This is a genomic window from Bradyrhizobium sp. SPXBL-02 (assembly GCF_051853065.1).
Taxonomy (GTDB): Bacteria; Pseudomonadota; Alphaproteobacteria; order Rhizobiales; family Xanthobacteraceae; genus Bradyrhizobium.
The window spans coordinates 4,256,468-4,277,595 of sequence record NZ_CP182474.1 but is presented as its reverse complement, the minus strand read 5'-3'; the positions used below and the strand labels follow the sequence as shown (position 1 = coordinate 4,277,595).

At 63.9% G+C, this 21,128-nt stretch carries 30 protein-coding genes; 25 read left to right on the top strand and 5 right to left on the bottom strand.

Features of this window, described 5'->3' with window-relative positions:
• Positions 1–17 precede the first annotated feature (17 nt).
• The 17 genes from ACNJYD_RS19880 to ACNJYD_RS19800 all read left to right on the top strand — a co-directional run bounded on the left by ACNJYD_RS19880 (position 18) and on the right by ACNJYD_RS19800 (position 12,817).
• Positions 18–569, top strand: coding sequence for a hypothetical protein (locus ACNJYD_RS19880; protein WP_439363088.1), 552 nt, complete (start codon positions 18–20; stop codon positions 567–569).
• Positions 570–624: 55 nt separating this feature from the next.
• A complete protein-coding gene (locus ACNJYD_RS19875) occupies positions 625–999 on the top strand; it encodes a capsid cement protein (protein ID WP_439363087.1) in 375 nt (124 codons plus the stop codon).
• Between the two features lie 55 nt (positions 1,000–1,054).
• Positions 1,055–2,026: a capsid protein gene (locus ACNJYD_RS19870; RefSeq protein ID WP_439363086.1), complete on the top strand. Its 972-nt coding sequence runs from the start codon at positions 1,055–1,057 to the stop codon at positions 2,024–2,026.
• 65 nt (positions 2,027–2,091) lie between these two features.
• Positions 2,092–2,427, top strand: a complete 336-nt coding sequence (locus ACNJYD_RS19865; protein WP_439363085.1) for a hypothetical protein — start codon at positions 2,092–2,094, stop codon at positions 2,425–2,427.
• 3 nt (positions 2,428–2,430) lie between these two features.
• Positions 2,431–2,757, top strand: coding sequence for a head-tail joining protein (locus ACNJYD_RS19860; protein ID WP_439363084.1), 327 nt, complete (start codon positions 2,431–2,433; stop codon positions 2,755–2,757).
• Positions 2,757–3,527, top strand: a complete 771-nt coding sequence (locus tag ACNJYD_RS19855) for a hypothetical protein (RefSeq protein WP_439363083.1) — start codon at positions 2,757–2,759, stop codon at positions 3,525–3,527. The genes ACNJYD_RS19860 and ACNJYD_RS19855 overlap by 1 nt, the downstream gene beginning before the upstream one ends.
• Positions 3,527–3,988: a hypothetical protein gene (locus tag ACNJYD_RS19850; protein ID WP_212258726.1), complete on the top strand. Its 462-nt coding sequence runs from the start codon at positions 3,527–3,529 to the stop codon at positions 3,986–3,988. The genes ACNJYD_RS19855 and ACNJYD_RS19850 overlap by 1 nt, the downstream gene beginning before the upstream one ends.
• A gap of 43 nt (positions 3,989–4,031) precedes the next feature.
• Positions 4,032–4,445, top strand: coding sequence for a hypothetical protein (locus tag ACNJYD_RS19845; RefSeq protein WP_439363082.1), 414 nt, complete (start codon positions 4,032–4,034; stop codon positions 4,443–4,445).
• A gap of 84 nt (positions 4,446–4,529) precedes the next feature.
• On the top strand, positions 4,530–4,964 hold the full coding sequence (locus tag ACNJYD_RS19840) for a phage tail tube protein (RefSeq protein WP_439363081.1): 435 nt from the start codon (positions 4,530–4,532) through the stop codon (positions 4,962–4,964).
• A gap of 29 nt (positions 4,965–4,993) precedes the next feature.
• On the top strand, positions 4,994–5,341 hold the full coding sequence (locus ACNJYD_RS19835; RefSeq protein WP_439363080.1) for a hypothetical protein: 348 nt from the start codon (positions 4,994–4,996) through the stop codon (positions 5,339–5,341).
• 95 nt (positions 5,342–5,436) lie between these two features.
• Positions 5,437–5,667, top strand: a complete 231-nt coding sequence (locus tag ACNJYD_RS19830) for a hypothetical protein (RefSeq protein ID WP_439363079.1) — start codon at positions 5,437–5,439, stop codon at positions 5,665–5,667.
• Positions 5,668–7,683, top strand: coding sequence for a hypothetical protein (locus ACNJYD_RS19825; protein ID WP_439363078.1), 2,016 nt, complete (start codon positions 5,668–5,670; stop codon positions 7,681–7,683). It abuts the gene before it with no gap.
• Positions 7,683–8,495 carry a hypothetical protein gene (locus tag ACNJYD_RS19820; RefSeq protein WP_439363077.1) on the top strand — a complete coding sequence of 271 codons (813 nt, stop codon included), beginning with the start codon at positions 7,683–7,685 and terminating at the stop codon, positions 8,493–8,495. The genes ACNJYD_RS19825 and ACNJYD_RS19820 overlap by 1 nt, the downstream gene beginning before the upstream one ends.
• A complete protein-coding gene (locus ACNJYD_RS19815) occupies positions 8,495–9,355 on the top strand; it encodes a hypothetical protein (RefSeq protein ID WP_439363076.1) in 861 nt (286 codons plus the stop codon). Before ACNJYD_RS19820 ends, ACNJYD_RS19815 begins: the two co-directional genes overlap by 1 nt.
• Positions 9,312–10,844, top strand: a complete 1,533-nt coding sequence (locus ACNJYD_RS19810; protein WP_439363075.1) for a hypothetical protein — start codon at positions 9,312–9,314, stop codon at positions 10,842–10,844. The genes ACNJYD_RS19815 and ACNJYD_RS19810 overlap by 44 nt, the downstream gene beginning before the upstream one ends.
• Positions 10,845–10,856: 12 nt before the next feature.
• On the top strand, positions 10,857–11,684 hold the full coding sequence (locus ACNJYD_RS19805) for a hypothetical protein (protein ID WP_439363074.1): 828 nt from the start codon (positions 10,857–10,859) through the stop codon (positions 11,682–11,684).
• Between the two features lie 29 nt (positions 11,685–11,713).
• A complete protein-coding gene (locus tag ACNJYD_RS19800; protein WP_439363073.1) occupies positions 11,714–12,817 on the top strand; it encodes a hypothetical protein in 1,104 nt (367 codons plus the stop codon).
• Here the strand turns inward: ACNJYD_RS19800 and ACNJYD_RS19795 are convergent.
• Positions 12,774–13,082 carry a hypothetical protein gene (locus ACNJYD_RS19795; protein ID WP_439363072.1) on the bottom strand — a complete coding sequence of 103 codons (309 nt, stop codon included), beginning with the start codon at positions 13,080–13,082 and terminating at the stop codon, positions 12,774–12,776. The two genes, ACNJYD_RS19800 and ACNJYD_RS19795, sit on opposite strands and share 44 nt — an antisense overlap.
• Positions 13,083–13,293: 211 nt before the next feature.
• Here ACNJYD_RS19795 and ACNJYD_RS19790 point away from each other — a divergent pair, with 211 nt between their 5' ends.
• The 6 genes from ACNJYD_RS19790 to ACNJYD_RS19765 all read left to right on the top strand — a co-directional run bounded on the left by ACNJYD_RS19790 (position 13,294) and on the right by ACNJYD_RS19765 (position 16,377).
• Entirely contained in the window at positions 13,294–14,073 is a 780-nt protein-coding gene (locus ACNJYD_RS19790; RefSeq protein WP_439363071.1) for a hypothetical protein, read from the top strand.
• A gap of 37 nt (positions 14,074–14,110) precedes the next feature.
• Positions 14,111–14,860: an NlpC/P60 family protein gene (locus tag ACNJYD_RS19785; RefSeq protein ID WP_439363070.1), complete on the top strand. Its 750-nt coding sequence runs from the start codon at positions 14,111–14,113 to the stop codon at positions 14,858–14,860.
• 177 nt (positions 14,861–15,037) lie between these two features.
• Positions 15,038–15,556, top strand: a complete 519-nt coding sequence (locus tag ACNJYD_RS19780) for a hypothetical protein (RefSeq protein WP_439363069.1) — start codon at positions 15,038–15,040, stop codon at positions 15,554–15,556.
• A gap of 2 nt (positions 15,557–15,558) precedes the next feature.
• Entirely contained in the window at positions 15,559–15,804 is a 246-nt protein-coding gene (locus tag ACNJYD_RS19775) for a hypothetical protein (protein WP_439363068.1), read from the top strand.
• Positions 15,770–16,000 carry a hypothetical protein gene (locus ACNJYD_RS19770; RefSeq protein WP_439363067.1) on the top strand — a complete coding sequence of 77 codons (231 nt, stop codon included), beginning with the start codon at positions 15,770–15,772 and terminating at the stop codon, positions 15,998–16,000. The genes ACNJYD_RS19775 and ACNJYD_RS19770 overlap by 35 nt, the downstream gene beginning before the upstream one ends.
• On the top strand, positions 15,997–16,377 hold the full coding sequence (locus ACNJYD_RS19765; RefSeq protein ID WP_439363066.1) for a DUF1515 family protein: 381 nt from the start codon (positions 15,997–15,999) through the stop codon (positions 16,375–16,377). Before ACNJYD_RS19770 ends, ACNJYD_RS19765 begins: the two co-directional genes overlap by 4 nt.
• 90 nt (positions 16,378–16,467) lie before the next feature.
• Here the strand turns inward: ACNJYD_RS19765 and ACNJYD_RS19760 are convergent, their stop codons facing one another.
• Complete coding sequence (locus ACNJYD_RS19760) at positions 16,468–16,689, bottom strand: hypothetical protein (RefSeq protein WP_212258751.1); 222 nt, start codon at positions 16,687–16,689, stop codon at positions 16,468–16,470.
• A 930-nt stretch (positions 16,690–17,619) separates the two neighbouring features.
• On the opposite strand from ACNJYD_RS19760, the gene ACNJYD_RS19755 reads away from it, so the two are divergent.
• The gene (locus ACNJYD_RS19755; protein WP_212258754.1) at positions 17,620–17,841 is read left to right on the top strand and encodes a hypothetical protein; all 222 of its coding nucleotides are present in this window, start codon (positions 17,620–17,622) and stop codon (positions 17,839–17,841) included.
• 387 nt (positions 17,842–18,228) lie between these two features.
• Here the strand turns inward: ACNJYD_RS19755 and ACNJYD_RS19750 are convergent, their stop codons facing one another.
• From ACNJYD_RS19750 to ACNJYD_RS19740, 3 genes are all read right to left on the bottom strand, one after another.
• Positions 18,229–18,837 carry an ATP-dependent DNA ligase gene (locus tag ACNJYD_RS19750; RefSeq protein WP_439363065.1) on the bottom strand — a complete coding sequence of 203 codons (609 nt, stop codon included), beginning with the start codon at positions 18,835–18,837 and terminating at the stop codon, positions 18,229–18,231.
• A 419-nt stretch (positions 18,838–19,256) separates the two neighbouring features.
• Complete coding sequence (locus tag ACNJYD_RS19745; protein WP_439363064.1) at positions 19,257–19,484, bottom strand: hypothetical protein; 228 nt, start codon at positions 19,482–19,484, stop codon at positions 19,257–19,259.
• A gap of 558 nt (positions 19,485–20,042) precedes the next feature.
• Entirely contained in the window at positions 20,043–20,216 is a 174-nt protein-coding gene (locus ACNJYD_RS19740; RefSeq protein WP_439363063.1) for a hypothetical protein, read from the bottom strand.
• A 718-nt stretch (positions 20,217–20,934) separates the two neighbouring features.
• Here ACNJYD_RS19740 and ACNJYD_RS19735 point away from each other — a divergent pair.
• Positions 20,935–21,111 (top strand): hypothetical protein, encoded by a 177-nt coding sequence (locus ACNJYD_RS19735; protein ID WP_439363062.1) that lies wholly within the window; start codon positions 20,935–20,937, stop codon positions 21,109–21,111.
• The last annotated feature ends 17 nt before the right edge of the window (positions 21,112–21,128 follow it).

The following is a 21,128-nucleotide window of genomic DNA, read 5'->3' as shown; positions in this document are numbered from 1 at the left end:
ATCACAAGGAGAAGACCATGAGTGGTTCTGGACTGGCGGCCGTGCATCTCGCTGCGGCCGCGACGACGACTGCCCTGCAGGCTCCGCCTGCGCCTCCGCCGGCGCCGGCGCAGACGGCAGCAACGACAGCTGCGGCGCCCGCTACCACGGTCGCTGATCTTGCGGCGGCCTATCCCGATCTCTGCACGCAGCTGCGCGCCGAGGGCGCCACCGCCGAGCGCAACCGCATTCTCGCGATCGAGGCCGCGGCTCTGCCGGGGCACGAGTCGCTTGTCGAGTCGATGAAGGCCGACCCGACCGTGACCGCGGACATGGCGGCAGGCCGTTTGCTCAACGCCGAGAAGCAGCTCCGCGCCGGTCAGCTGCAGGCGATCAAGGATGTTGAGGGCGCCACCGGCAAGGTTGCGGCAGCGCCAGCGGGCACTGCGACGGCGAAGACTGAAGACCCCCCGAAGGAAAGCGCCCATCAGCTCGCTGCGCGTGCGCGGAAGTACCAGGACGAGCAGGCCAAGCTCGGCATCAAGATCTCGGTCGCGCAGGCCGTCGCTCACGTCGAAAAGAACAGCTGACGCCGCGCGAGTCAGTCGTCCCGCAACTTGAATCCAAACATCTCAGGAGCAAGCCATGGCCAACAACGGCCTCACAAAGTCCTACACCGCCGAGGGTGCGATCTCGGCAAACGCCATCGTCAAGGTCGGCGCCAACGATTACGGCATTCTGCAGGGCGCCGCCGCTACCGACAAACTGATCGGGATCACCACCGAGGTTGCTGCAGTGCTCGGTGAGCAGGCCGACGTCGTGCTCGAAGGCATCGCCGATCTGAAGCTCGGCGGCGCTGTCGCGCGCGGCGATCTTCTGACCTCGGACGCGGCGGGGCTGGGCGTCACGGCGGCGCCGGCGGCCGGTAGCAACAATCGCATCATCGCGATGGCTCTCATCTCCGGCGTGGCCGGCGACCTCATCCCGGTCAAAGTCCTGCCCGGCTCGCTGCAGGGCTGATCTCCGAAGTCCACATCTGCAATTTCTTCAAACCTCCCAGAGGAGAACAGGTTAGATGTCTCAAGCTCCCTTCGTCATCCAGCAGCGCCTCATGGCGATCACGCTGGCCTATCGTAACCAGGCGTTCATCTCCGACTTGGTGCTGCCCCGCGTGCCGGTCGACTCGTCGGCGTTCAAATGGTCCAAGTATGCCATCGCCGACGGCTTCACCATCCCGGACACCCGCGTCGGCCGCAAGTCCGCGCCGAACGAGATCGATTGGTCGGCGACCGAGCAGACCGACTCCACGATCGACTACGGTCTCGACGATCGCATTCCGCAGTCGGACATCGCCAATGCTCAGGCCGCGCAGGCCGTCCAGGGCGTGATGCCGATCGACCCCGAGGCGCGCTCGACCGAGCTGCTGACCGACCTGGTTGCCCTCGATCGCGAGAACCGCGTCGCCTCGACGTTGTTTGCGCTCGGCACGTACCCCGCGGCGCAGCGGACCACGCTGGCCGGCACCACGCAATGGTCGGATTTCACCAACTCTGATCCGGTGCAGGCGATCATCACGGCGCTCGACACCTGCGTCATCCGTCCGAACGTTGCCGTCTTCGGCCAAGCGACCTGGTCGAAGCTGCGCACGCACCCGAAGGTGACGGCCGCGATCTATCCGAACGGCGGCAATGCCACGGGCGGCGGCACGCCGGTGTCGCGCCAGGCGGTGGCTGATCTGTTCGAGCTCGAGGAGGTCCTGGTCGGGTCGTCCTGGTACAATTCGGCCAAGCCCGGCCAGGCCGCGTCCCTGACCCGCCTGTGGGGCAAGCATGCATCGTTCATCTACCGCGCGCCGCAGGTGGTCTCGCCGACCGGCACGGTGACGTTCGGCTTCACCGCGCAGTGGGGCGAGCGCATCGCCGGCACGATCGGGCAGGACGCCAGCGTCGGCCTGCGCGGCGGCTCGCGCGTCCGCGTTGGTGAGTCCGTGAAGGAAGTCATCGCGGCCAACGACGCAGCGTACTTCTTCCAGAACGCGGTCGCGTAGCCCGCACTCGCGCTCGGCCCGCCATTGGCGGGCCGCCATCCATCCACACAGAAGGACAGTCTGAAATGGCCAAAAAGCCAAAGCTCGGTGACCAGATCGCCATGGGTCGGATCGAACACGGCGAGATCGTCGACGGCAAGAATGTGGTCCGAACGTTTGAGCCCGGCGATGTCGTCGACCTCGGGCCAAAAGTGCTCGAGGGCCTTAGCGCGTGCGGCGCAGTCAATCCGTTCGAGATGTCGGCGGAAGCGCGGGTGAGGGCGGCGGCCGACGCCAGGGCCGAGGCCGAGACCAAGGCAAAGTTGCAGGATGAGGCGCGCACCAACTGGGCTGCGACGCCGGATATGCAGAAGCAGTTCCCGCAGGTGGAGGCCTATCTCGCCTCGCTGGACCTAGCCTGATCCATGCCGATCGAGACCGCCGCCGATCGCGCCACGTTCCTCAACGTCGATGAATTCGGCGCTCAGGGCTCCTATGCGCCCGTGGCCGGCGGCGGCGCGGTGGCGCTTCCCGGCATCTTCGATCGGCCGACGATTGCGACCGCGCTCAACGATGCGGCCTCGCTTGATGCGCGGCCGACCTTTCTCTGCCGCCAGGCCGATCTGCCGGCTACCGCCGACGGAGATGCCGGCGATCAGCTGGCCGTCACCGGCGTCGGCGCCTTCGAGGTGACCTCGATCGAGCCGGACGGGCAGGGCATGGCGCTGCTGCGGTTGGGGGCGATCGTCTGATGCCGGTCGGCGTGCACTACCGCATCGAGGTCGAGGATGTCAGGCGCGCGCTCCGCACTCTCGCGGAGCGTGACGCGCCGTTCGTCACGGCCTATGCGCTGACGCAGACCGCCAAGGACATCAAGGCGGCCGAGGTCGAGACGATGCAAAGCGTGTTCGACCGGCCGACGCGGTTCACGCTCAACGCGCTCTATGTCAAGCCGGCGACGAAGCAGGACCTGGTCGCCGAGGTTTACTTCAAGGACGGTTTTGGATCGGTGCCGGCATGGCGCTATCTCGGGCCGCAGGTCGAGGGCGGGGCGCGCGTCCACAAGGCATTTGAGCGGCGGCTGATCCGGGCCGGGCTGATGCAGCCGGACGAATTCGCGGTGCCTGGCAGCGGCGTCAAGCTCGACTCCTCCGGCAATATTGCCGGCTCGACCATCGAGCGGATCCTCTCGCAGCTCGGCGCGGCCGAGCAAAAGGCCGGAGCGCAGGCCAACCAGACCAGGAAGTCGCGCGCCCGGGCGAAGAAGAAGGGCATCGGCCGGTATTTCGTGCTGCGGCCGGGCGGTCCAGGCAACGCCGATCGCAACGTCGCGGCCGGGATCTACTACCGCGCCGACCTGCAGGCGATGATGCCCGTCATCATGTTCGTGCGGGCGCCGCGCTATCGGAAGCGCTTCCCGTTCTATGAGCGAGCGGCCGCCGTGTTCGATCAGAAGCTCGTCGCCAATGCGCGGCTCGGCTTCGAAAAATTCGTACTCTCCAAGCTGCCGAAGGCTGCCTGATGGCTGACCATGTTCGCAAGCAGATCCGCGACGCCGTGGTGCAGGCCCTGACCGGGCTGCCGACGACGGCCGGCCGCGTCTATGTCGGCCGCACGCGGCCGCTGTCGCCGGCGCATGAGCCGACGCTGCTCGTCTATATGCGGTCGGAGACTGCTGTGCGTGGCGCGGGTGGCCGCGTGCCGAAGCTCGATCGCGTCGCCATCCTCGATATCGAGGGCCGGGTGTCGTCGCCCGATGTGCCGGACGATACGCTCGACCAGATCGCAGCCCAGGTCGAGGCGACCATGTGGGGCCTGGTCGATCAGCTCGGCTCGTTCCTCAACGGCCTCGCGCGAGACATCAAGCTGGTCTCGACCGAGATGATCGCCGAGGCCTCGGGCGAGCGGCACATCGGTGGCGTGCGCCTCGAGTACCTCGTGACCTATCGCACGTCCGAAGGCGCGCCGGCCACGGCCGTCTAGTTGTTTTCGTGCTCATCCTCAACACTGCCAAAGGAGACTTGAAATGGTCGATCTCGTGATTACCGCATCTGCTGTGCTCGCCAACACCGGCGCGCGTACCGAGCAGGGCGCCGCCGGCGAAGCGATCACCGCGGGCCAGCTCGTCTATCGTGACGCGACCTCCGGCCAGTACTTCAAGTCGGATTCCAATGCGCCGACCGCCGCGGCGCGCGTCGTGCGCGGCATGGCGCTCAACGGTGCGTCGGCAGGTCAGCCGCTGCAGATCGCGCGGCCCAATAGCGACATCACCATGAACGCGGTGTTCACTGCCGGCGTGACCTATTACCTCTCGGATACGCCGGGCGGCATCTGTCCGCTCGCCGACGTCGGCAGCGGCGAATATTTCACCCCGATCGGCGTCGCCAAGTCGACCACCATCCTTGCGTTCAATCCGACCATGTCGGGTGTCCCTGGCTAAGCAAGCGCGCGAGTCGTTATCCGCTTCACTTTGCTGCGTCGTTCCTGGCGCGGCGCTTAAAGGCATCAACAGGAGATTTGCCGCATGTCTACCGATGCAACGCTCGGCTGGAGCACGCTATTCCAGACCGGCAACGGCGCAACGCCGGAAGTGTTCGCGACTTTCGCCGAGGTGACCGGCATCACGCCGCCGGCGCTGTCGCGCGATACGGTCGAGGCCACGCACGAGCTGTCGCCGGAGGCCTGGCGCGAATTCATCGCCGGGCTCAAGGACGGCGGCGAGGTGTCGTTCGACATGAACTTCGTCCCCGACAGTGTCGAGGCGGCGAGCCTGATGGCCGAGCTGGATTCGCAGGGCCGCTTCGCGGTGAAGAACCGCAAGATTATCTTCCCGGATGGCTCCTACTTCACCTTCGCCGCGATCCTGACCGGCTACGAGCCCGATGCGCCGATCGACGACAAGATGGCGGCCGCCGTCACCCTAAAGGTGACCGGCAAGCCGATCCTGGTTCAGGTCTAGCGGGAGCGCCGGTTATGGGAGGCAATCCATTGAAGGGCGAGGTGTCGTTCGTCGGGTCGGATGGCGAACGGCGTAAGCTCTCGTTTTCGGCCGAGGCGCTGTTCCGGCTCGAGGAGCAGCTCGGCAAGAAGACGGGCGAGATCGAGGCGGACATGCGTAACCCCGAAAAGTTCGGGTTCGGCGTGATCCGCACCATGTTCTGGGCGGGGCTGCTCGACACGCATCCCGACCTCGAGCTGAAAGGTGTCGGCTGTCACTTCTCAAAGGTCGACCCGGTCGAGGCGTGCGGTCTGGTCGTGCGCGCCTTCAACGGCGCGTTCGGCACGTTGACGGAAGGCGCGCCGGCGAACCCTCCGGAGCCGGGTCAGACCCCGTAGATTGGGACTGGCTCGGCCTCCTCGAGCAGTGGATCTCGCTCGGGCTCGATGACGATGCGTTCTGGCGCAAGACCCCGCGCCAGATCGTCGTGGTCATGTCGGGGCACCAGCGTCGGCTGATCCGCGAACACAACGAGCGCGCCTGGTCGGTGTGGACCGCCGAGGCGCTACGCAGAAGCAAGAAGCCGCCGCCGCTGCGGCGGCTGCAGGCCCGCGTGCCGCGCGAGCCGCGCAAGCGGCAGAGCTGGCAGGACATGAAGGCTGTCGCAAAGCTGCTCACGCAGGCTTTTGGCGGCCAGGTCATTGCGAAGCAGGATGTGTCCTAGATGTCGGTGATCGGACAGCTCCGCGTCATTCTCGGCGGCGATACGTCGAGCCTCGACAAGAGCCTTTCGGAATCGCAGAGCAAGCTTGCCGGCTTCGGCAGCAAGCTTGCGCTCGGCTTTGCGGCCGCGGCGGCCGCAGCGACGGCGGCAGCGGTTGCGGTCACCTCGCAGGTTCATTCCGCGATCGAGGCCGCCGACCAGCTCAACAAAATGTCGCAGTCGACCGGGCTGTCGACCGAGGAGCTGTCCAAGCTCAAATATGCCGCGGATCTCTCCGACGTCTCGACCGAGGCGCTCGGCAAGTCCATGGGCAAGCTGTCCAAGGCAATGGTTGCGGCAGCGACCGAGGGCGCGAGCCCGGCTGCGAACGCCTTCAATGCCATGGGCGTGTCGGTCAAGAACAACGACGGCACGCTGCGCAGCTCCTCCGACGTCATCAAGGACGTTGCCGACAAGTTTGCCTTCTACAGGGACGGCGCGGAAAAGACCAATCTCGCCATCCAGATTTTCGGCAAGTCCGGCGCCGCGCTGATCCCGCTGCTCAACCAGGGCCGGGATGGACTCGAGCAGGCCGGCGAGGAGGCGGCGAAGTTCGGCCTGGTGCTCGACAAAAAAACCACCATGGCCGCGGAGGCCTTCAACGACAATCTGAAGCGGATGGACTCCATCAAGCAGGGCATCGTGATGACGGTGACTGCAAAGATGCTGCCCTCGTTCGAGCAATTGTCGGAGGTGATGCTCGAGACCCGCAAGAACACCGAGCTGTGGAATTCCGTCGGCAATGCGCTCGCCAACACCATGAAGGCGCTGGTGACGGTCGGCGTGACGCTGGTCACGACCTGGCAGCAGATCTTCGCGACCGCCTCCAATCTCAAGGAAGCGTTCGGCCTGCTCGCGTCCGGCGAGGTCTCGGCGGCGTTCGAGAAGATGAAGGCCGGCGCGGCGCAAACCGGCGAGGCCTTTACCGGGCTCAAGCAGACGGTGTCGTCGCTGTGGTCTGACATCCCGACCTTCTCCTGGGAAAGCCAGGCACTCGGCATCAAGCAGCTCAACCGCGAGGTGATGGAATACGGCAAGGCGTGGGCCTTGACCGCGGCGCCGATCGTCAGTGCGGCCGACACCTCGACCAATGCGGTTGAGAAATTTCTGGCGACGCAGGCCAAGGCGACAGCCGGGCACGAGGCGGAGGCTCTGGCCATCGGCAAGACGATCGGCGAGCAGGAAAAGCTCAAGATCCTGATGCAGGCCGACGCCATCGCCAAGTCCCAGAACGTGATCGTGACCGAGGCCTTGCGCGCCAAGATCGAGGCCGCCGGCGATGCCGCCGCCATGGCGGCGATGAAGGTGGCCGGCGCGCAGGCGACGGTGATGGCGCTTAATCCCGTGCAGCAATTCGATATGCAGATGACGCAGCTCAACCAGCTCTATGCCGCCGGCGTCATCTCGCTCGAGACCTATGGCGAGCGTCAGAAGCAGATCGCGGAGGCCGCGCAGGCGACCTGGGGGCAGGCGGGCGCCTCGATCGCCGGCAGCTTCGCCACCATCGCCGGCGCGTTCGGCAAGGAAAGTGCCGGCATGGCGAAGGCGGCGCAGGTGTTCGGCGCCATTCAGGCGACCATCTCGATGTTCACCGGCGCCGCCAAGGCGCTCGAGCTGCCGTTCCCGGCGAACCTTGCCGCCATGGCCGCCGTGCTGGCGCAGGGCGCGCGCCTGGTGGCGCAGATCAAGAGCCAGAGCGTCCCGACCGGCTTCAAGACCGGTGGCTCGTTCACGGTCGGCGGCAGCGGCGGCGCGGATTCGCAATTCGTGCCGATCATGGCGACGCCGGGCGAGCAGGTCGATATCTGGCGGCCGGGTGAGGGCGGCGCCGATCCACGCCGCGGCGCCGGGTCTCAGCCGACAGTGGTCAACCTGGCGATGGGTGCGGGTGCGACGCGCGAATGGCTGCGCGAGACGATGGACGGCCTCAACGACATGCTCGCGGACGGCTATGTCCTGAAGGTGAGGCCGGCCTGATGTCGCTCGTCATCTCGCAAAACTTCGTCCTCACCGACGCGACGCCGGAGTTTCCGGTCACGCTCGATCATCCGGTGATCGGATGGCACAACATCGTGACGCCGACCAACATTTCCGCGACGTTCGCCGACCCCGATCATCCTGCGTCGAATGTTGCCAATCCGGCTACGCATCTGGAATGGAGGTCGATCGGCGATGGCGGGCAATATCTCACCGTGACGGTCGACACCGTCGATGCGCTCGACTATGTCGGCATCGCAGGTCACAATTTTGGCAGCGAGCAGATCCCGGTCAGCATCCAGGATAGTTTGGGCAATACGCTGCTTGGCGACGTGTTGCTGCCCGACGACAGCCCGGCGCTGTTCCGTTTCACGGCTCAGTCATTCAGTCAGATCAAACTGTATATGCAGGCTCCCGCCGGCGTGCTGCCGCGGGTGGCGGTCATGTATGTCGGCAAGCTTCTGGTGCTGGAGCGAAAGATCTATGTCGGGCATACGCCCCTAACGCAGGCGCGCCGTGTCAACGTCCAGAGCGGCCGCAGCGAGAGCGGCAAATTCCTTGGCCGCATCGTGCTGGGCGCCTGGCGCGAGACGGTCATTCCGCTCTCGCTGCTGTCGCCGGAATGGTATCGCGACCACGGCGGTGATGAATTCCTCGCTGTCGCCGCTGAGACGCCGTTTTTCTTCGGCTGGAGGCCGCAAAGCTATCCCTATGAGATCGGTTATTGCTGGACGATCGAGGACCCGATGCCGGTTCCGACCGGGCCATCGAACCGCATCGCGTTTGATCTCAAGGTGAGCGGGATCGTCTGATGACGCAGTCCTTGACCTATGTCGAGATCGATCTTGCGATCTGCTCGCTCACCTATGGCATCGCGCCGTGCACGGCATCGATCCCGACCACGGGCGATGCAAAGTGCTTCAACTCGGTCAAGACCTGCCAGGATCGCGCGCACTTCTCGGCATCGGAGGTGACGCTTCGCTTTGCCAAGCCGGCCGAGTACCTGCCGCGGGAGATCGAGTGCATTCCATCGATCCTGTCCGTCGAGTTCTCGCCGGCGACGGTCTCGCTCGGCAAGAACCTTGGCCAGCGTGCGTCGCTGACGATCACGTTTCGCGACCATCCGCACTCCGACACGGGGCAGGGTTACGACAAGTATCGCACCGAGCGTGCTTATGATCCCTATTCGCAAGGGACCTATTGGGGCAAATTCCGCGCCCGCCAGCCGTTCTTGCGCGGCCGCAGCCTGCGCTGGAAGATCGGCGTCGTCGGTCAAAATCTTCCGGACATGGAAACGCGGCATTTCGTCATCGACAGCTTCGATGGACCGACGCCGGACGGGAAGTACACGATCATTGCAAAGGACGTGCTGAAGTTCGCCGATGGCGATCGGGCACAGGCACCGGCGCTCTCCAATGGTTATCTGTCGGCTGACATCACGGCCGCGGCAACCTCTGCGACTTTGCTCGGCCGGCGTCGGCAATGCCGAATATCCGGCATCCGGCTATCTCAACATCGGCGGCAACGAGGTGGCATCGTTCACGCGGTCCGGCAATACTCTGACGCTGGTGCGTGGGCAGCTTGGTACCACGGCGAGCGCGCACAAGGCGCAGGATCGGTGCCAGCTGGTGCTGCGCTATGTGGGGCAGGACGTCGCCAACATCGCCTATGATCTCATAGTGAACTACGCCGGCGTGCCGGCGAGCTACATCAACCTCCCGGAATGGCAGGCCGAAACCGCAGCCTATCTCGGCACGGTCTACACAGCGACGATTTGCGAGCCGACCTCCGTGGCGACGCTGCTGTCCGAATTGGCCGAGCAGGCGGGGCTCGCCATCTGGGATGACAATGTCGCGCAGAAGGTCCGTCTGAAGGTTCTGCACGGCGTTCTCACCGATGCGAACACTTTCACGCCGGACAATACGCTCGAGAAGTCGTTGACGCTCAAGGAGCAGCCCGACCAGAGGCTGTCGCGCGTGCAGGTCTATTTCGGCCAGAAGGATCCGACCAAGCCGCTTTCGAACCTCGACAACTACCGTTCCACCTCGCTCACCATCGACGACGATGCGGAGGCGGATTATGGACCGCCGGCGATCAGGGTCATCTATTCGCGGTGGATTCCTGAAGCCGGCAGGACTGTTGCCGATCGGCTCGGCGAGATCCTCATCGGCCGCTTTCGCGACCCACCGCGCCGGGTGAGCTTTGCAACCGCGCGTTACGGCGGGACGGATGTCGAGCTCGGCCAGGGCTACCGCGTCGAATCCGTTTGCGTGCAGGACGCGACGGGGGCGCAGAGCAACATTCCAATCCAGACGACGCGGGTGAACCCGGGGCCGGACAGGTTCACGGTCGAGGCGGAGGAGATGCTGTGGAGCGCGCCTGACCAGGACCTGTCGAACCGCCAGATCGTCTTCGATGCCAACACCTTCAACGTCAATCTGAGGACCGCCCACGATTCGATCTACCCGGCGCCGCAAGCTGGCGACGTCGTCACCGCGACGATCAATGCCGGCGTCATCATCGGGGCGACGTCGACGGCATTGCCGGCCTTCAATGTCGGTTCTTGGCCGGCCGGCGTGACGATCAATATCGTGCTGGACGGCCTGATGCAGGGCATGGGCGGCACTGGCGGTAGGGGCGGCGATGGCGCCGCAAATCCCAACAATCCCACGGCTGGTGCAAATGGCAGCGCTGGTGGCCCAGCCCTCTACACGCGCCAGGCGGTGACGCTCAATGCGTCAAGCGGTGGGAAGATCTGGAGCGGCGGCGGCGGCGGTGGTGGCGGCGGCGGTGGCGGCGGCGGTGGTGGTGGTGGTGTCGCGCTTCACGGCGGCGGCGGCGGTGGCGGTGGCGGCGGCGCCGGCACGAACGGCGGCTCCGGGGGCGTTGGTGGAAGTAATGCCGGCCTTGCCACGCCCGGCGGCCCCGGCTCTCCCGGGACCTCTGCAAGCGGCGGCGCGGCTGGCCCTGGTGGGTCGCTCTCGGGCAACCTGGCCGGCAGCCCTGGCGGCAGCGGCGGCGCTCCTGGCCTGGCGGGCAATGGCGGATCCGGCGGCGGCTTGGCCGGAGCTGGTGGAGCCGGGGGCACCGCCATCGATGGCATCAGCTTCATCACGCTGACTCTCGGCGCCGGCGATATCCGCGGCCCGCAGATCAATTGAGGGTTTGGCCTGATGACAATGGCGCGTTACGACATCACCGTCACGGACACGCAAGGCAAGGTGGTGCCTGGCGCGACCGTGGAGGTCAGGCTAGAGATTCCGGGCCAGCCGCTCGCCGTTCTCTACAGCGACCGCGCCGGCACGTCGCCGATCGGCAACCCGCTGACGACGGATGGCAATGGTGACGCTGGATTCTTCTGCGTGGGCGGCTTCTACCAGATCGCCGTGACCTTGGGGATCTACGCCAAGACGAGGCGCTATGTCGGGATCGGTCTGGCGCAGGGGTCGGACGATGTCGTCACGGGTCTCGTCGAGCGCACCTTCGTTGGCCCCGGAGATGTGACCATTACAAGCAGCGATGCCGACGTCATTTTGATCAATAAAACGGTTGGAGCGCCGACGCGCGCCATCTATCCACTGTCCTCGAGCACAACGACCAAGAAGCGCGTCGCCGATCGCAAGTACGATGCCGCGACCAACAACATCACCGTGGTGCCGTCGCGGCCGGATCCGGTGACGGTGACGATCGCTTCGCCGGCAGTGTTCTCCAAGACCGCGCATGGCTTGCCCTTGAACGCTCCGGTGAGCTTGGAAACGTCGGGCGCGCTACCGACCGGCATTGCGCCGGACACGCTGTACTACATCAAGACCACGCCGACTCCTGATACCTTCACTGTGTCGGCGACACCGGGCGGCGCGGCCATCAACACCAGCGGCAGCCAATCCGGCACGCACAGGATGGGCACGGACACCATCATGGGCGGCGCTGCCTACGTCATCGATTCCAACGGCGGCTCGATCGAGCTGAAGCCGCTCGCCGACGGCACCGGCTGGATCTGATCGTCTCACCACAACCCACGGACTGAAACATGAAGCTTCGCGGCATCATCGCCTTGGCGCTCGCTCTGTCGTGCGCGCCTGCCTTCGCGCAAACCAACCAGGGCACGTCGCCTTTGTCGATCGCCAAGGGTGGCACCGGCGCGAGCACGGCGCCGGCGGCGCGTGCCTCGCTTGGCCTGACGATCGGCTCCGCGGTGCAGGCGTGGGATGCCGATCTCGACGCGCTCGCGGCCTTGTCCGGCACGAACACGATCTATTACCGCTCGGCGGCGAATACGTGGGCGCCCGTGACGATCGGCGGGATGCTCTCGTTTGTCGCGGGAACGTTGAATGTCGGCGATGCCGAGCTGACGGCCCTGGCTGGCCTGACCAGTGCGGCCGACAAGGTGCCGTATTTCACGGGATCGGGCACCGCAGCCGTCGCTGATTTCTCGTCCTTGGCGCGGACGCTGGTCGGCAACACCACCAACACGCAGATGCGCTCGACGCTCGGCGTTGTTATTGGGACGGATGTTCAGGCCTACGATGCTGATCTCGCGGCGCTGGCGGCGAATTCGACCGCGGGCTTTTGGGCCTATACCGGCGCCGGCACAGGCGCCGCGCGCACGCTGACTGCGCCCGCAGCTGGCTTCACGATCAACAATCCGTCGGGCACGGCCGGCAATCCGACCTTTGTTCTGGCTAACGACCTCGCCGCGCTCGAGGGATTGAACTCGACGGGCCTCGCGGTCCGGACCGCGGCCGACACGTGGGCGCAGCGCAGCCTGGTAGCGCCGGCGGCGGGCTTCACCATCACCAACCCGGCTGGCGTTGCCGGCGATCCGACGTTTGCGCTTGCCAACGACCTCGGCGCCCTGGAGGGGCTGTCCTGCACCGGCGTTGCCATCCGAAGCGCGACTGACACCTGGCTGTGCCGCACCATCGGTGGCACCGCGAACGAGATCGCGGTTGCGAACGGTGACGGCGTGTCTGGTGCTCCGACGATATCATTGCCGGCCGCGCTGACGTTCACGGGAAAGCCAACTTCACCGGCGCGCGCCGGGACTCGACGCAGTCGACGCCGGCACAAATCACGGCCGACCAGAACGACTACAATCCGTCCTCTGTCGTTTGCGCGACCACCTCGACGCTGATCGTCAATTCGGACGCGGCTCGCAACATCACCGGCATCGCCGGCGGCGTCGCCGGCTGCGATCTGTTCCTGTTCAACAACGGAGCTTTTGCAATCACGCTCAAGGACGGCAGCGCGTCCTCGACTGCGGCTAACCGTTTTGACCTTGGCGCCGATTTCATTCTCGCATCGAAAGCCGCCGCGCATCTGAAATACGACGGCAGCGCCTCGCGCTGGCGCAATACCACCGGCTCCGGCTCCGGCGGCGGGGGCGGCGGCACGGTCACGCAGATCAACACCGACGGCTTCACGACCACCGGCGGACCGATCACAACGTCCGGCACTGTCGCGATAGCCGACACCTACCGCCGCGACGGGCTGATCGACCGCATTCAGCAATCCAAGGCGCTGGCGACCTATCGGCGGGGGCTCTATTCCTTTGCCGATGGTTACAAGGCCTCGGACGGTGTCAATACGGGCAGCTCCTCGAACTATTCGGTGAATACCTCCTCGGGCTTTGTGGCGCCGGCGCAGCCGTTTGTTGCGCAATCGCCGACCGCCGTCGACACCACGTTCACGTTCGCGGGCAGCGGCGCTGCGCAAGCCCAGCTCTACGACGGCAACGATTCGACGCCGGCTGCCGATCCGGGCGGCATCACCGCCTCGCTCCGTGCCGCCTATGATCTTGGATCTGCCAAGGACATTCGCCGCGTTCGCATGATCACGGCGTCGACCAACGGTTTTGGTAATTCTGTCGTTTTCGCCATCCAATGGAGCGACACCAGTCTCACGGCCGGCTTCACGACCGCTGACACCTTCACCCTGCCGGCGGGCACGTCTCAAGTGGCGGTCAAGGATCTCGCCGTCAGCGCGGGGGCGCACCGCTACTGGCGCGTCATTTATTCCAGCGGCACGGCGAGCGGAAATGCCTGGGCCGGCGAGCTCACGTTCTACATTCCTTCGACCAGCAACATGACCCTCGTTACGACGTCGCAGACTGCGGACTCGAGCGTGTCGTTCGGCCGCGTGCTGCTCGACTATGACCCTGCCGCCGCTCCGACGCTCAACGCCGACCTGACCGCCGAGGTGACCTGCAACGGCGGCACAAACTGGTCGTCGGCGACGCTGTCCACCGTATCAACCAACGGACAGGGCGGCCGCACCATCGCCGAAACCGCCGATACGTCCTGCGCATCGGGCACGTCCTTTGCGGCACGCGTCAAGACCTTCAACCTCAAGATAATTCCGATCTACGGGTTGTCGGTAGCGGCGCACTAGGCCCGGAGCGGCCTGCTTAAAACGAAGGAAGAGGACTATGACGATCGCAGCTCTTGTGGCCGCGGCACCCTTGCGCATGGGCGCGAGCGGCGACGCGGTGAAGCAGATCCAGCTCGCGCTGAAGGCGCGCGGGTATCCCCTCACTGGCACGGGCTATTTCGGCCAGCAAACCGACGCTACGGTCGAGGAATATCAGCGACGCGCCGGGCTCCCGGTCACCGGTGTCGTCGATGCCGCGACCGCGGAGCTGCTCGATCGGCCGGTTGTGTCGGCGCCGCCAGCGACCCCGCTATGGCTTGCGGTCTCGCTCGCGCATCTCGGGTTGAAGGAGGGCGAGAGAAACGCCGATAATCCAGAGCTCGTCGCCGACATTCAGTCCGTCGCTCGGGACTACCAGCACGACGCGACGCCGTGGTGCGCGGGCTGGGTGTCATTCTGCCTGTCCAGGGCCGGCGAGAAACCCTCGAGCCGGCCGCTGTGGGCGCTGTCCTACGCCGACACCAAGGCCGAGCCTGTCGTGCGCCTTTCAGGTCCCGCGCTCGGCGCCATCGCAGTGAAGGTGCGCAACGGCGGCGGCCACGTCACCTTCGTTGCCGGCCGCACCCGGGGCGGCGCGCTGGCGTGCTGCGGCGGCAACCAGAACGACGAGGTCAATGTCTCGCCGTACCGTCCAGATGTCTTTCTCGGCTTCTTCTGGCCGAAGGGCGCGCCGCTGCCGGCGACAGTCGGGATCACCCCGCTGCCGATCGTCAACGCGGCCGGCAAGCCGGTCAGCAGCGAGGCTTGAACCATGGGCGAGTTCATCATCTGGGCGATCATCGGAGTGGTCGTGCTCGCGCTGATATTCGGGCCGGGTCTCGAGGCCTTGGGCAAATTCATGCAGCGGATGTTCCGCTCTTGACCTGATCGCCGCGCGTGGGCGGCGCTTCCTTCCTGCGCAATCCCAACACACAGAGGTGGAATCATGAGGCGTTGTTTCAGCGCGGCATCAGTCGCGTCCGTTCTGTTGTTCTCCGCATTGTCGATCGTGCCGGCGCAGGCTGCCGCGATCGACGTGGGCCAGGCCTTCACGGGCGGCCTGGTCGATGCCATCAACGGTGCGATTTCCGCCGGCATCACGGCCCTGGTCGGCTGGGTCGCGTGGACGGTCAAGACCAAGTTCAATGTCGAGATCGAGGCCAAGCATCGCGATGCGCTGACGGCGTTCCTCAACCGGCAGGCCTCGAGCCTGGTCGCCAAGGGCGCGGTGAAGGTGCAGGGCCTCAAGATCGAGGTTGGCAACGATGCGCTCGCGGTCGCCGCCAACACGGCGCTGCACGCCATCCCGGACGCGCTGAAGTTCTTCGGCCTGACGCCCGAGGTGATTCAGAAGCGCATCCTCGACCTCTTACCGCAGCAGCCGGCGGTGGCGCAGGCGCAGGCGATTGCGCTCGACGTCGCCAACCCGGCCACCCCCAGCGGTGTGCCGGCGCGGGCGGCCTAACGATGGGCGCTGCAGTCGCCGCGTGGCTCGCGAAGGAGGGCGTCGGGCTTTTGCTCGGCGCTCTTGCAAAATTCCTGCTCGATCTCTGGAACGACCACCAGGCCGACCAGGCGCTCAAGCAAGAGGGCCGCGCCGAGGTCGCGGCAGAGGTCAATGCCGAAACCGTGGAGATAATCGATGCGATGGACCAGGTGCGCCGCCGTTCCGATGATAATGTTGCTGACAGCCTGCGATCCCGGCAGTTCTGAGGTCGTCGTCAAGTTCATCTGCCCACGCATCAACGAATACGACGCGGCGACGCAGGACAGGGCGCTCCGCGAGTTGCAGGCGTTGCCGAAAGATTCGGCGCTCCGGTTGTTCGTCGGCGATTACAAGCATCTACGCGATCAGATCCGAGTGTGCCGGGAGCGGGCCGGCGCGGCGTCGGCGGATCCGCGCCGATGAGTGATGACATCCAGGCGGCATTACGCGAGATGGCGCGCTCGATCGGCGCGCTCGAGTCGCAAGTCAGCGGCTTCGCCAGCCAATGGCGCGACCAGGACCAGAAGGCGTCGTTTGGTCGTCGCGACCTGCACCAGAAGATCGATGCCCTGCGCAGTGATATGCAAACCCTTGAGGGGCAGGTTAGGGCTGCGATCTCCGACATCGCGTTAATGAAGCCGATAGTTGAAGCGGTCGAGGCCGCCAAGCTGCAGGCGGAGGGCGCGGTGACCGCCGTGCGCTGGACTTCGCGCGCCGGCTACTGGCTGGCGGTCGCGGTGACGCTCGGCGCCGGCTGGGTGCTGTCCAACTGGCTCAACATCAAGGTGTCGTTGCGGTAATGAAACTGATTGCGACCGGTCTATTGATGGTTTGGGACGAGTCTGGGCGCTGCTGGGCCTGCGTGGGACGTTCTGCGGGGCAGCTGCATATCAGGTCTTTTTGTAAGCGTGTTCAGCCTCGACGGCGCGCAGCAGGGCGGCAAGGCTGGGATATTCCAAGCCATTGCGGACGTAGCAGTTGAGGTGCTCGACATAGCGGGCCGATCCATCGGGCTTGCCCCGCCAGCTGAACAGCAGCACGGCATTGTTGTGTTGGCGCAATACGTGGCCAGCGCCACTACCGAAATACTTGCTCATGGCGTGGCGCTTCATGGCCGCGCCTCCAGCTTCGCCAGGTCCGGCTCGTCCATTTCCGGAAAGCATCTCGAACGGAGATGTTCCTATTAGCGAGGAGATCTTCGCCGGGGCGAGCAGCTTCACCTAAGTTCCGCTTTCGTGAAGCACAAGACATTCTTCTCTCATTGACATTGAAGCCGGGGCCCTCATGCAAGTGGCCGGTCACTGTGCTGCCGAAGAGTGACCTAAGCTGATGGCTTCCGTGATCATATGAACCGAGCGTGGTTCCAGTCAGCGCCACATGGATGGTCTCTTCGTAGCAAATGCCGTCTGCCGAGAGAGCAGAGCCTCTGCATGTTGGGTGCTTACGAGGGCGCACTCATCGCACCTAAACAGCCGGGACCCGCCATGCTCTCCCAAAAACTTCATTGGCTCCAGGCAGAGTTCGCACGGGCGAAACGGCGTAGCCAAAGCAGCTTTGAAATTAGATTTCATCCTGGTATCCGACCATCTGCTCTTCCTCCGGCCGAACCCGTGCAGCAGGGCTCGGTTCGCAAGAGGATCTGTGACGTCCGCAATGTCGCTTGCGCAATTTCTCGATAGCGCTGAGATCGTCTCCGCTCAGTATTGAATCGATCTCACACTGAACAGCAGCCTAGAACCCGCGGAGGCAAGCATCTGTACCCGCCGGGACACGCCGCGGAGCTAAACGTCTTTTTTCCCCAGAGAGGGCTGAATTTTCCACACAGTCAGGGCCACAAAATCGGTGTCCCCTCCATGCAAGAAAAACCCGGTCAGCAGTGCTGGCCGGGTGAGTCAACGGAGGAGGGACAATGTGTCATTGATGTCGGGCAACGAGGCGTACCTTGAACCGTTCCTGCAGAATCGGTCCTTTCCATACCACTTTCCGCTAAAACTCCGGTTCCATGGTACTGTGCGCCTAATAGGCGTGCTGGAGGGCGAGACATGGCCATCTACCTGCATTTGCAAACCGACGGTATGGCACCGAAGGAGATTGCCTGTATTACAAAGGCTTACGAGCAAACGTTGCGCACCCTTTGCGTTCAGGATCGCGACGATCCGCTCACGGAATTGGTGGCGAAGACAATCATCAAAATCGCTCAAACCGGGATCAAAGACCCTGCGAAGATATCAGCGCAAGCAATCAGCCAACTCGAAATCCGCTAGGCGATCTCGGTCCAAGTCCCCTTGGAACTGAAACACTCCTGCGATCGGGGAGTTGGAATAGTGGGCTTCGGGGCTTCGCAACGTGCGAGGCGCGCCATGACCCCTCTGCCGGTGGGCGATGTGTTTCTTACTGTGACAATAATGGCCGTGACCTTCGTGGTCGAGATTGGCCTTTTCGCCTTCATCGGAATGTTCTGAATGGATGTTCGGCCGCCGGCCTAATCGACCTGGCCGGCCCATATGCAGCGGCCAATTGGGGCCATCGCCGTTGCCTACCGCAATGCGGGAGTTGTTCGGGGCCAGAAGTCCGCAGAATCATAAGGAGCCGAAGTGGTCGGGGGCATAGACTTCCGCTTTGCTCTCACGCGCCGACCTTGGATATCAAGCCTAAGGGCTGCCCATGGCATCCAGCACCCGCGAGATCGCCGGATGCGTTCGGTTCTTCACCTTGATCCAATCCTTCGATCGACCGGCAGCATAACGCCGGTCGCGTCGTTTCGAGACCAGGCCCTCGAGGCCCATGCGACAGGCGGCGCGAAACAGATCGGGCCCCATCTCTCCGGCCTCGAACGGCGCCACGAACATCCCGTCCGGCCGGCCACGGAGTAGGCGCGCGAGGTTGGTCTTGCGCATCGAGAGCGGCAGCGGCCGGAGATCCTCGCCACCGAGCGCGAGCACGTCGAATGCGTAGAGCTGCACCTCCTCGTCGTGCCGGCGCGAGTGCAGGGCGTTGAAGTCTGAGACGCCGTCGTCGCCGAGAACCACGGCCTCTCCATCAATGACGAATTGTTTTTGACGGTTCTTCAACGCCGCCTCAGCGATCCAGGGATAGCGCTTCGTCCAATCCGTGCCGTTTCGGGAGAAGAGCCGCACGCGTTCGTTCTCCCGGATAACCAGCATCCGATAGCCGTCATGCTTTACTTCGTGAATCCAGTCGGGCCCTGAGGGGACTAGCTTGGCAGCGGTAGCCAAGCAGAGCTCGTACGCCATACGCATGGGCCTGAAGATAGGGCTTTCAGATGGCTTTACGAGTCAGGAACAAGTGGCAATTCGGCGAATTGGTTTTCTGCTCCGGCGTCCCCAAAAGCCCCCCTGAAGCCGGAGCAGACCCCAACGGCCTCAGCCGCCCAGCTGAGGCCGTCCTGTCGTAAGCTACATGTCAGCGGGCGTTCTTCAGCCAGAACAATTTGCGATATAATGGGTCGCGCTTTGTTCTGAGAGCGTGTATTTATAAGCGGAACACCCACAAGTGGGGCTCTCGGAATCGGAGTCCTAAATCCTCGGCTGCCGTACAAATGGCCCCAGCTCACAGGGCGGTGGAGCTGGGGCCACGTCACTTGGGGGTGCCCTTTTGGGGAAGGGCACTGGGAAAACCTGGCAAGCGGTGAATGGTTCCGACCGCGCCGGTCTTTCGGTCAGCGGTCCTTGTCAGGTTTGCCGTTGGGGCTGCCGTCGCCGCCGCCATTGCCATACCCGTTGTTCCCACGGGGGCCGTGCTGCACCAGCCCTCCGCCGGAGTGCGCGATAGCGTTGCTGGTGAGGGAGGTGGACAGCAATGCTGTGATCGTGGGAGGCGTCACGACGGCGAACTTGCCGCAGGTCTTCAGAAATTCCCGACGGTCGTCCTCTTCTCGATTGGTCATGCACACCCCTTGGACATTAAACCGCATTAAACGATAGATATATATATTTAATAATTAAACATGTTAATTGTTCGATCACGAAGTGTGACAAAGGGCCTCACTGGTAAGTCCGCAGTTCAGATTCAGTGTCCTAAGTGAAGATACCCAGGGTCTTAATTTGCTCGAACCAGGGCTGTGCCAGGTGACTTGAGTAGCAGCCTCACGTCTCGACAACGTGACGCTGACACAGAAGGCCTCAGCTCGGTGTCAGCCCCGGAGCTGAGGCTTTCTTTTCGCTCCTGTACATTTTTGCACCAGCATCGGAACGGCAGTAAGGCGTCAGTTGTCGCTCGGTCAGTGCTGCAACCTTTTCCCGTTTAGATAGCTCTGCTTAGATATCCCCCTCCAGTAGCGGGGGAGTACAATGAGAAATGATCGGATCGTGGCGGCCGCCATCATTGCAATTGGCGCCGTCAACACGGTGCTCCTAGCAATAGCTCTCTTGTCCTTCTGAGCAACCGCAGATTTCTCGTTTGCGGCCCGCAAATTGCGGTGGCCTGCCGCTTTCGAAATCGGGCCTCACATCGGCTCCCGGTTGCCACAGCCGGCGCAGATGAAGCGCGGTTCGATATCGGATAGGCGCATCTCATCAGGCCAGCGATCAGCCCTCAAAGCGACGTGGTGGCCGCAGTGGCAGTAGACCAGGATGCCGCGCAAGCCCATCGCGCGCATCTCGCCGAAGGTGATCTTCATCGGCCGGCCGTCGGCGTGTGTCGGCGTATGGCGTACAGAGCGTGGCATCTCGCCATCGAAGCGGGATGCGGGCGAGAGTCAAATTATCAATCCCTTGGGCATCGGAACGCGCGAGAGCTACTGCGCCTCGTGGGTGTGGAAAGCTAAACGCAAAGCGCGACCGGCAGAGGCTGATGACGCACCGCCGAAGGCTGAGGCGGTAAAGACGAGAACCCGCCGGTTTACGCTGTCGGCCGTCTTTTATTTACATTCGAGGCCGCAAGCGAACGTAGCATCTGTTCAGCTCGCTCCTTCGTCAAATTGGTCGCCATGTAATCCCCCATCAATGCGGGGCCCTTGCGCTCTCGATCGTAAATCATCCAACCCTTGCCCCCCATTCGCACAAAAAATCGGCTCTGCGGCGGAATGTCGTTAATCAACGAAGTGGCTCCCGGTTTGCTCCAGCGACAGCACAGGAGAGCATCAGCTTGGTGGATTCATTCGCATATGTGAATGCCAGCTGGTTTTTGACGCAAAGCAAAACGGCCTCAAGCAGGCTCCGGGGCTGGCTCGGATGCTGAGGCCATGCGCAGCCTAAAAAATAGGCGCGCGTAAAAAGATTAAATGAATACGCGGCCCACCGGGTCTGAAATCCCGTGCGGAGAACTCGCCTGGGGCGACTAGACGGAACTAGAACTCTTAACCTGAGTTAAGTTCCCGGCTTGACCGGAGGCGCTTCATGGCTACTGGCGACTTGGAATGGCTTGCCGAACAGATCGAAATCAAGTTGGAGCGGATACGCGCCAAGATCGAGAGTGAACACGAAATGATTCAGCGGTCGTCCGAACTAATCGCCAAGGCCAAAGAGCTGCTTAGCGAGCCCGTCCCGAAGTTCTGGCCGTCGATCCGCAAGTAAGGCCGCCTCAGTTGGAG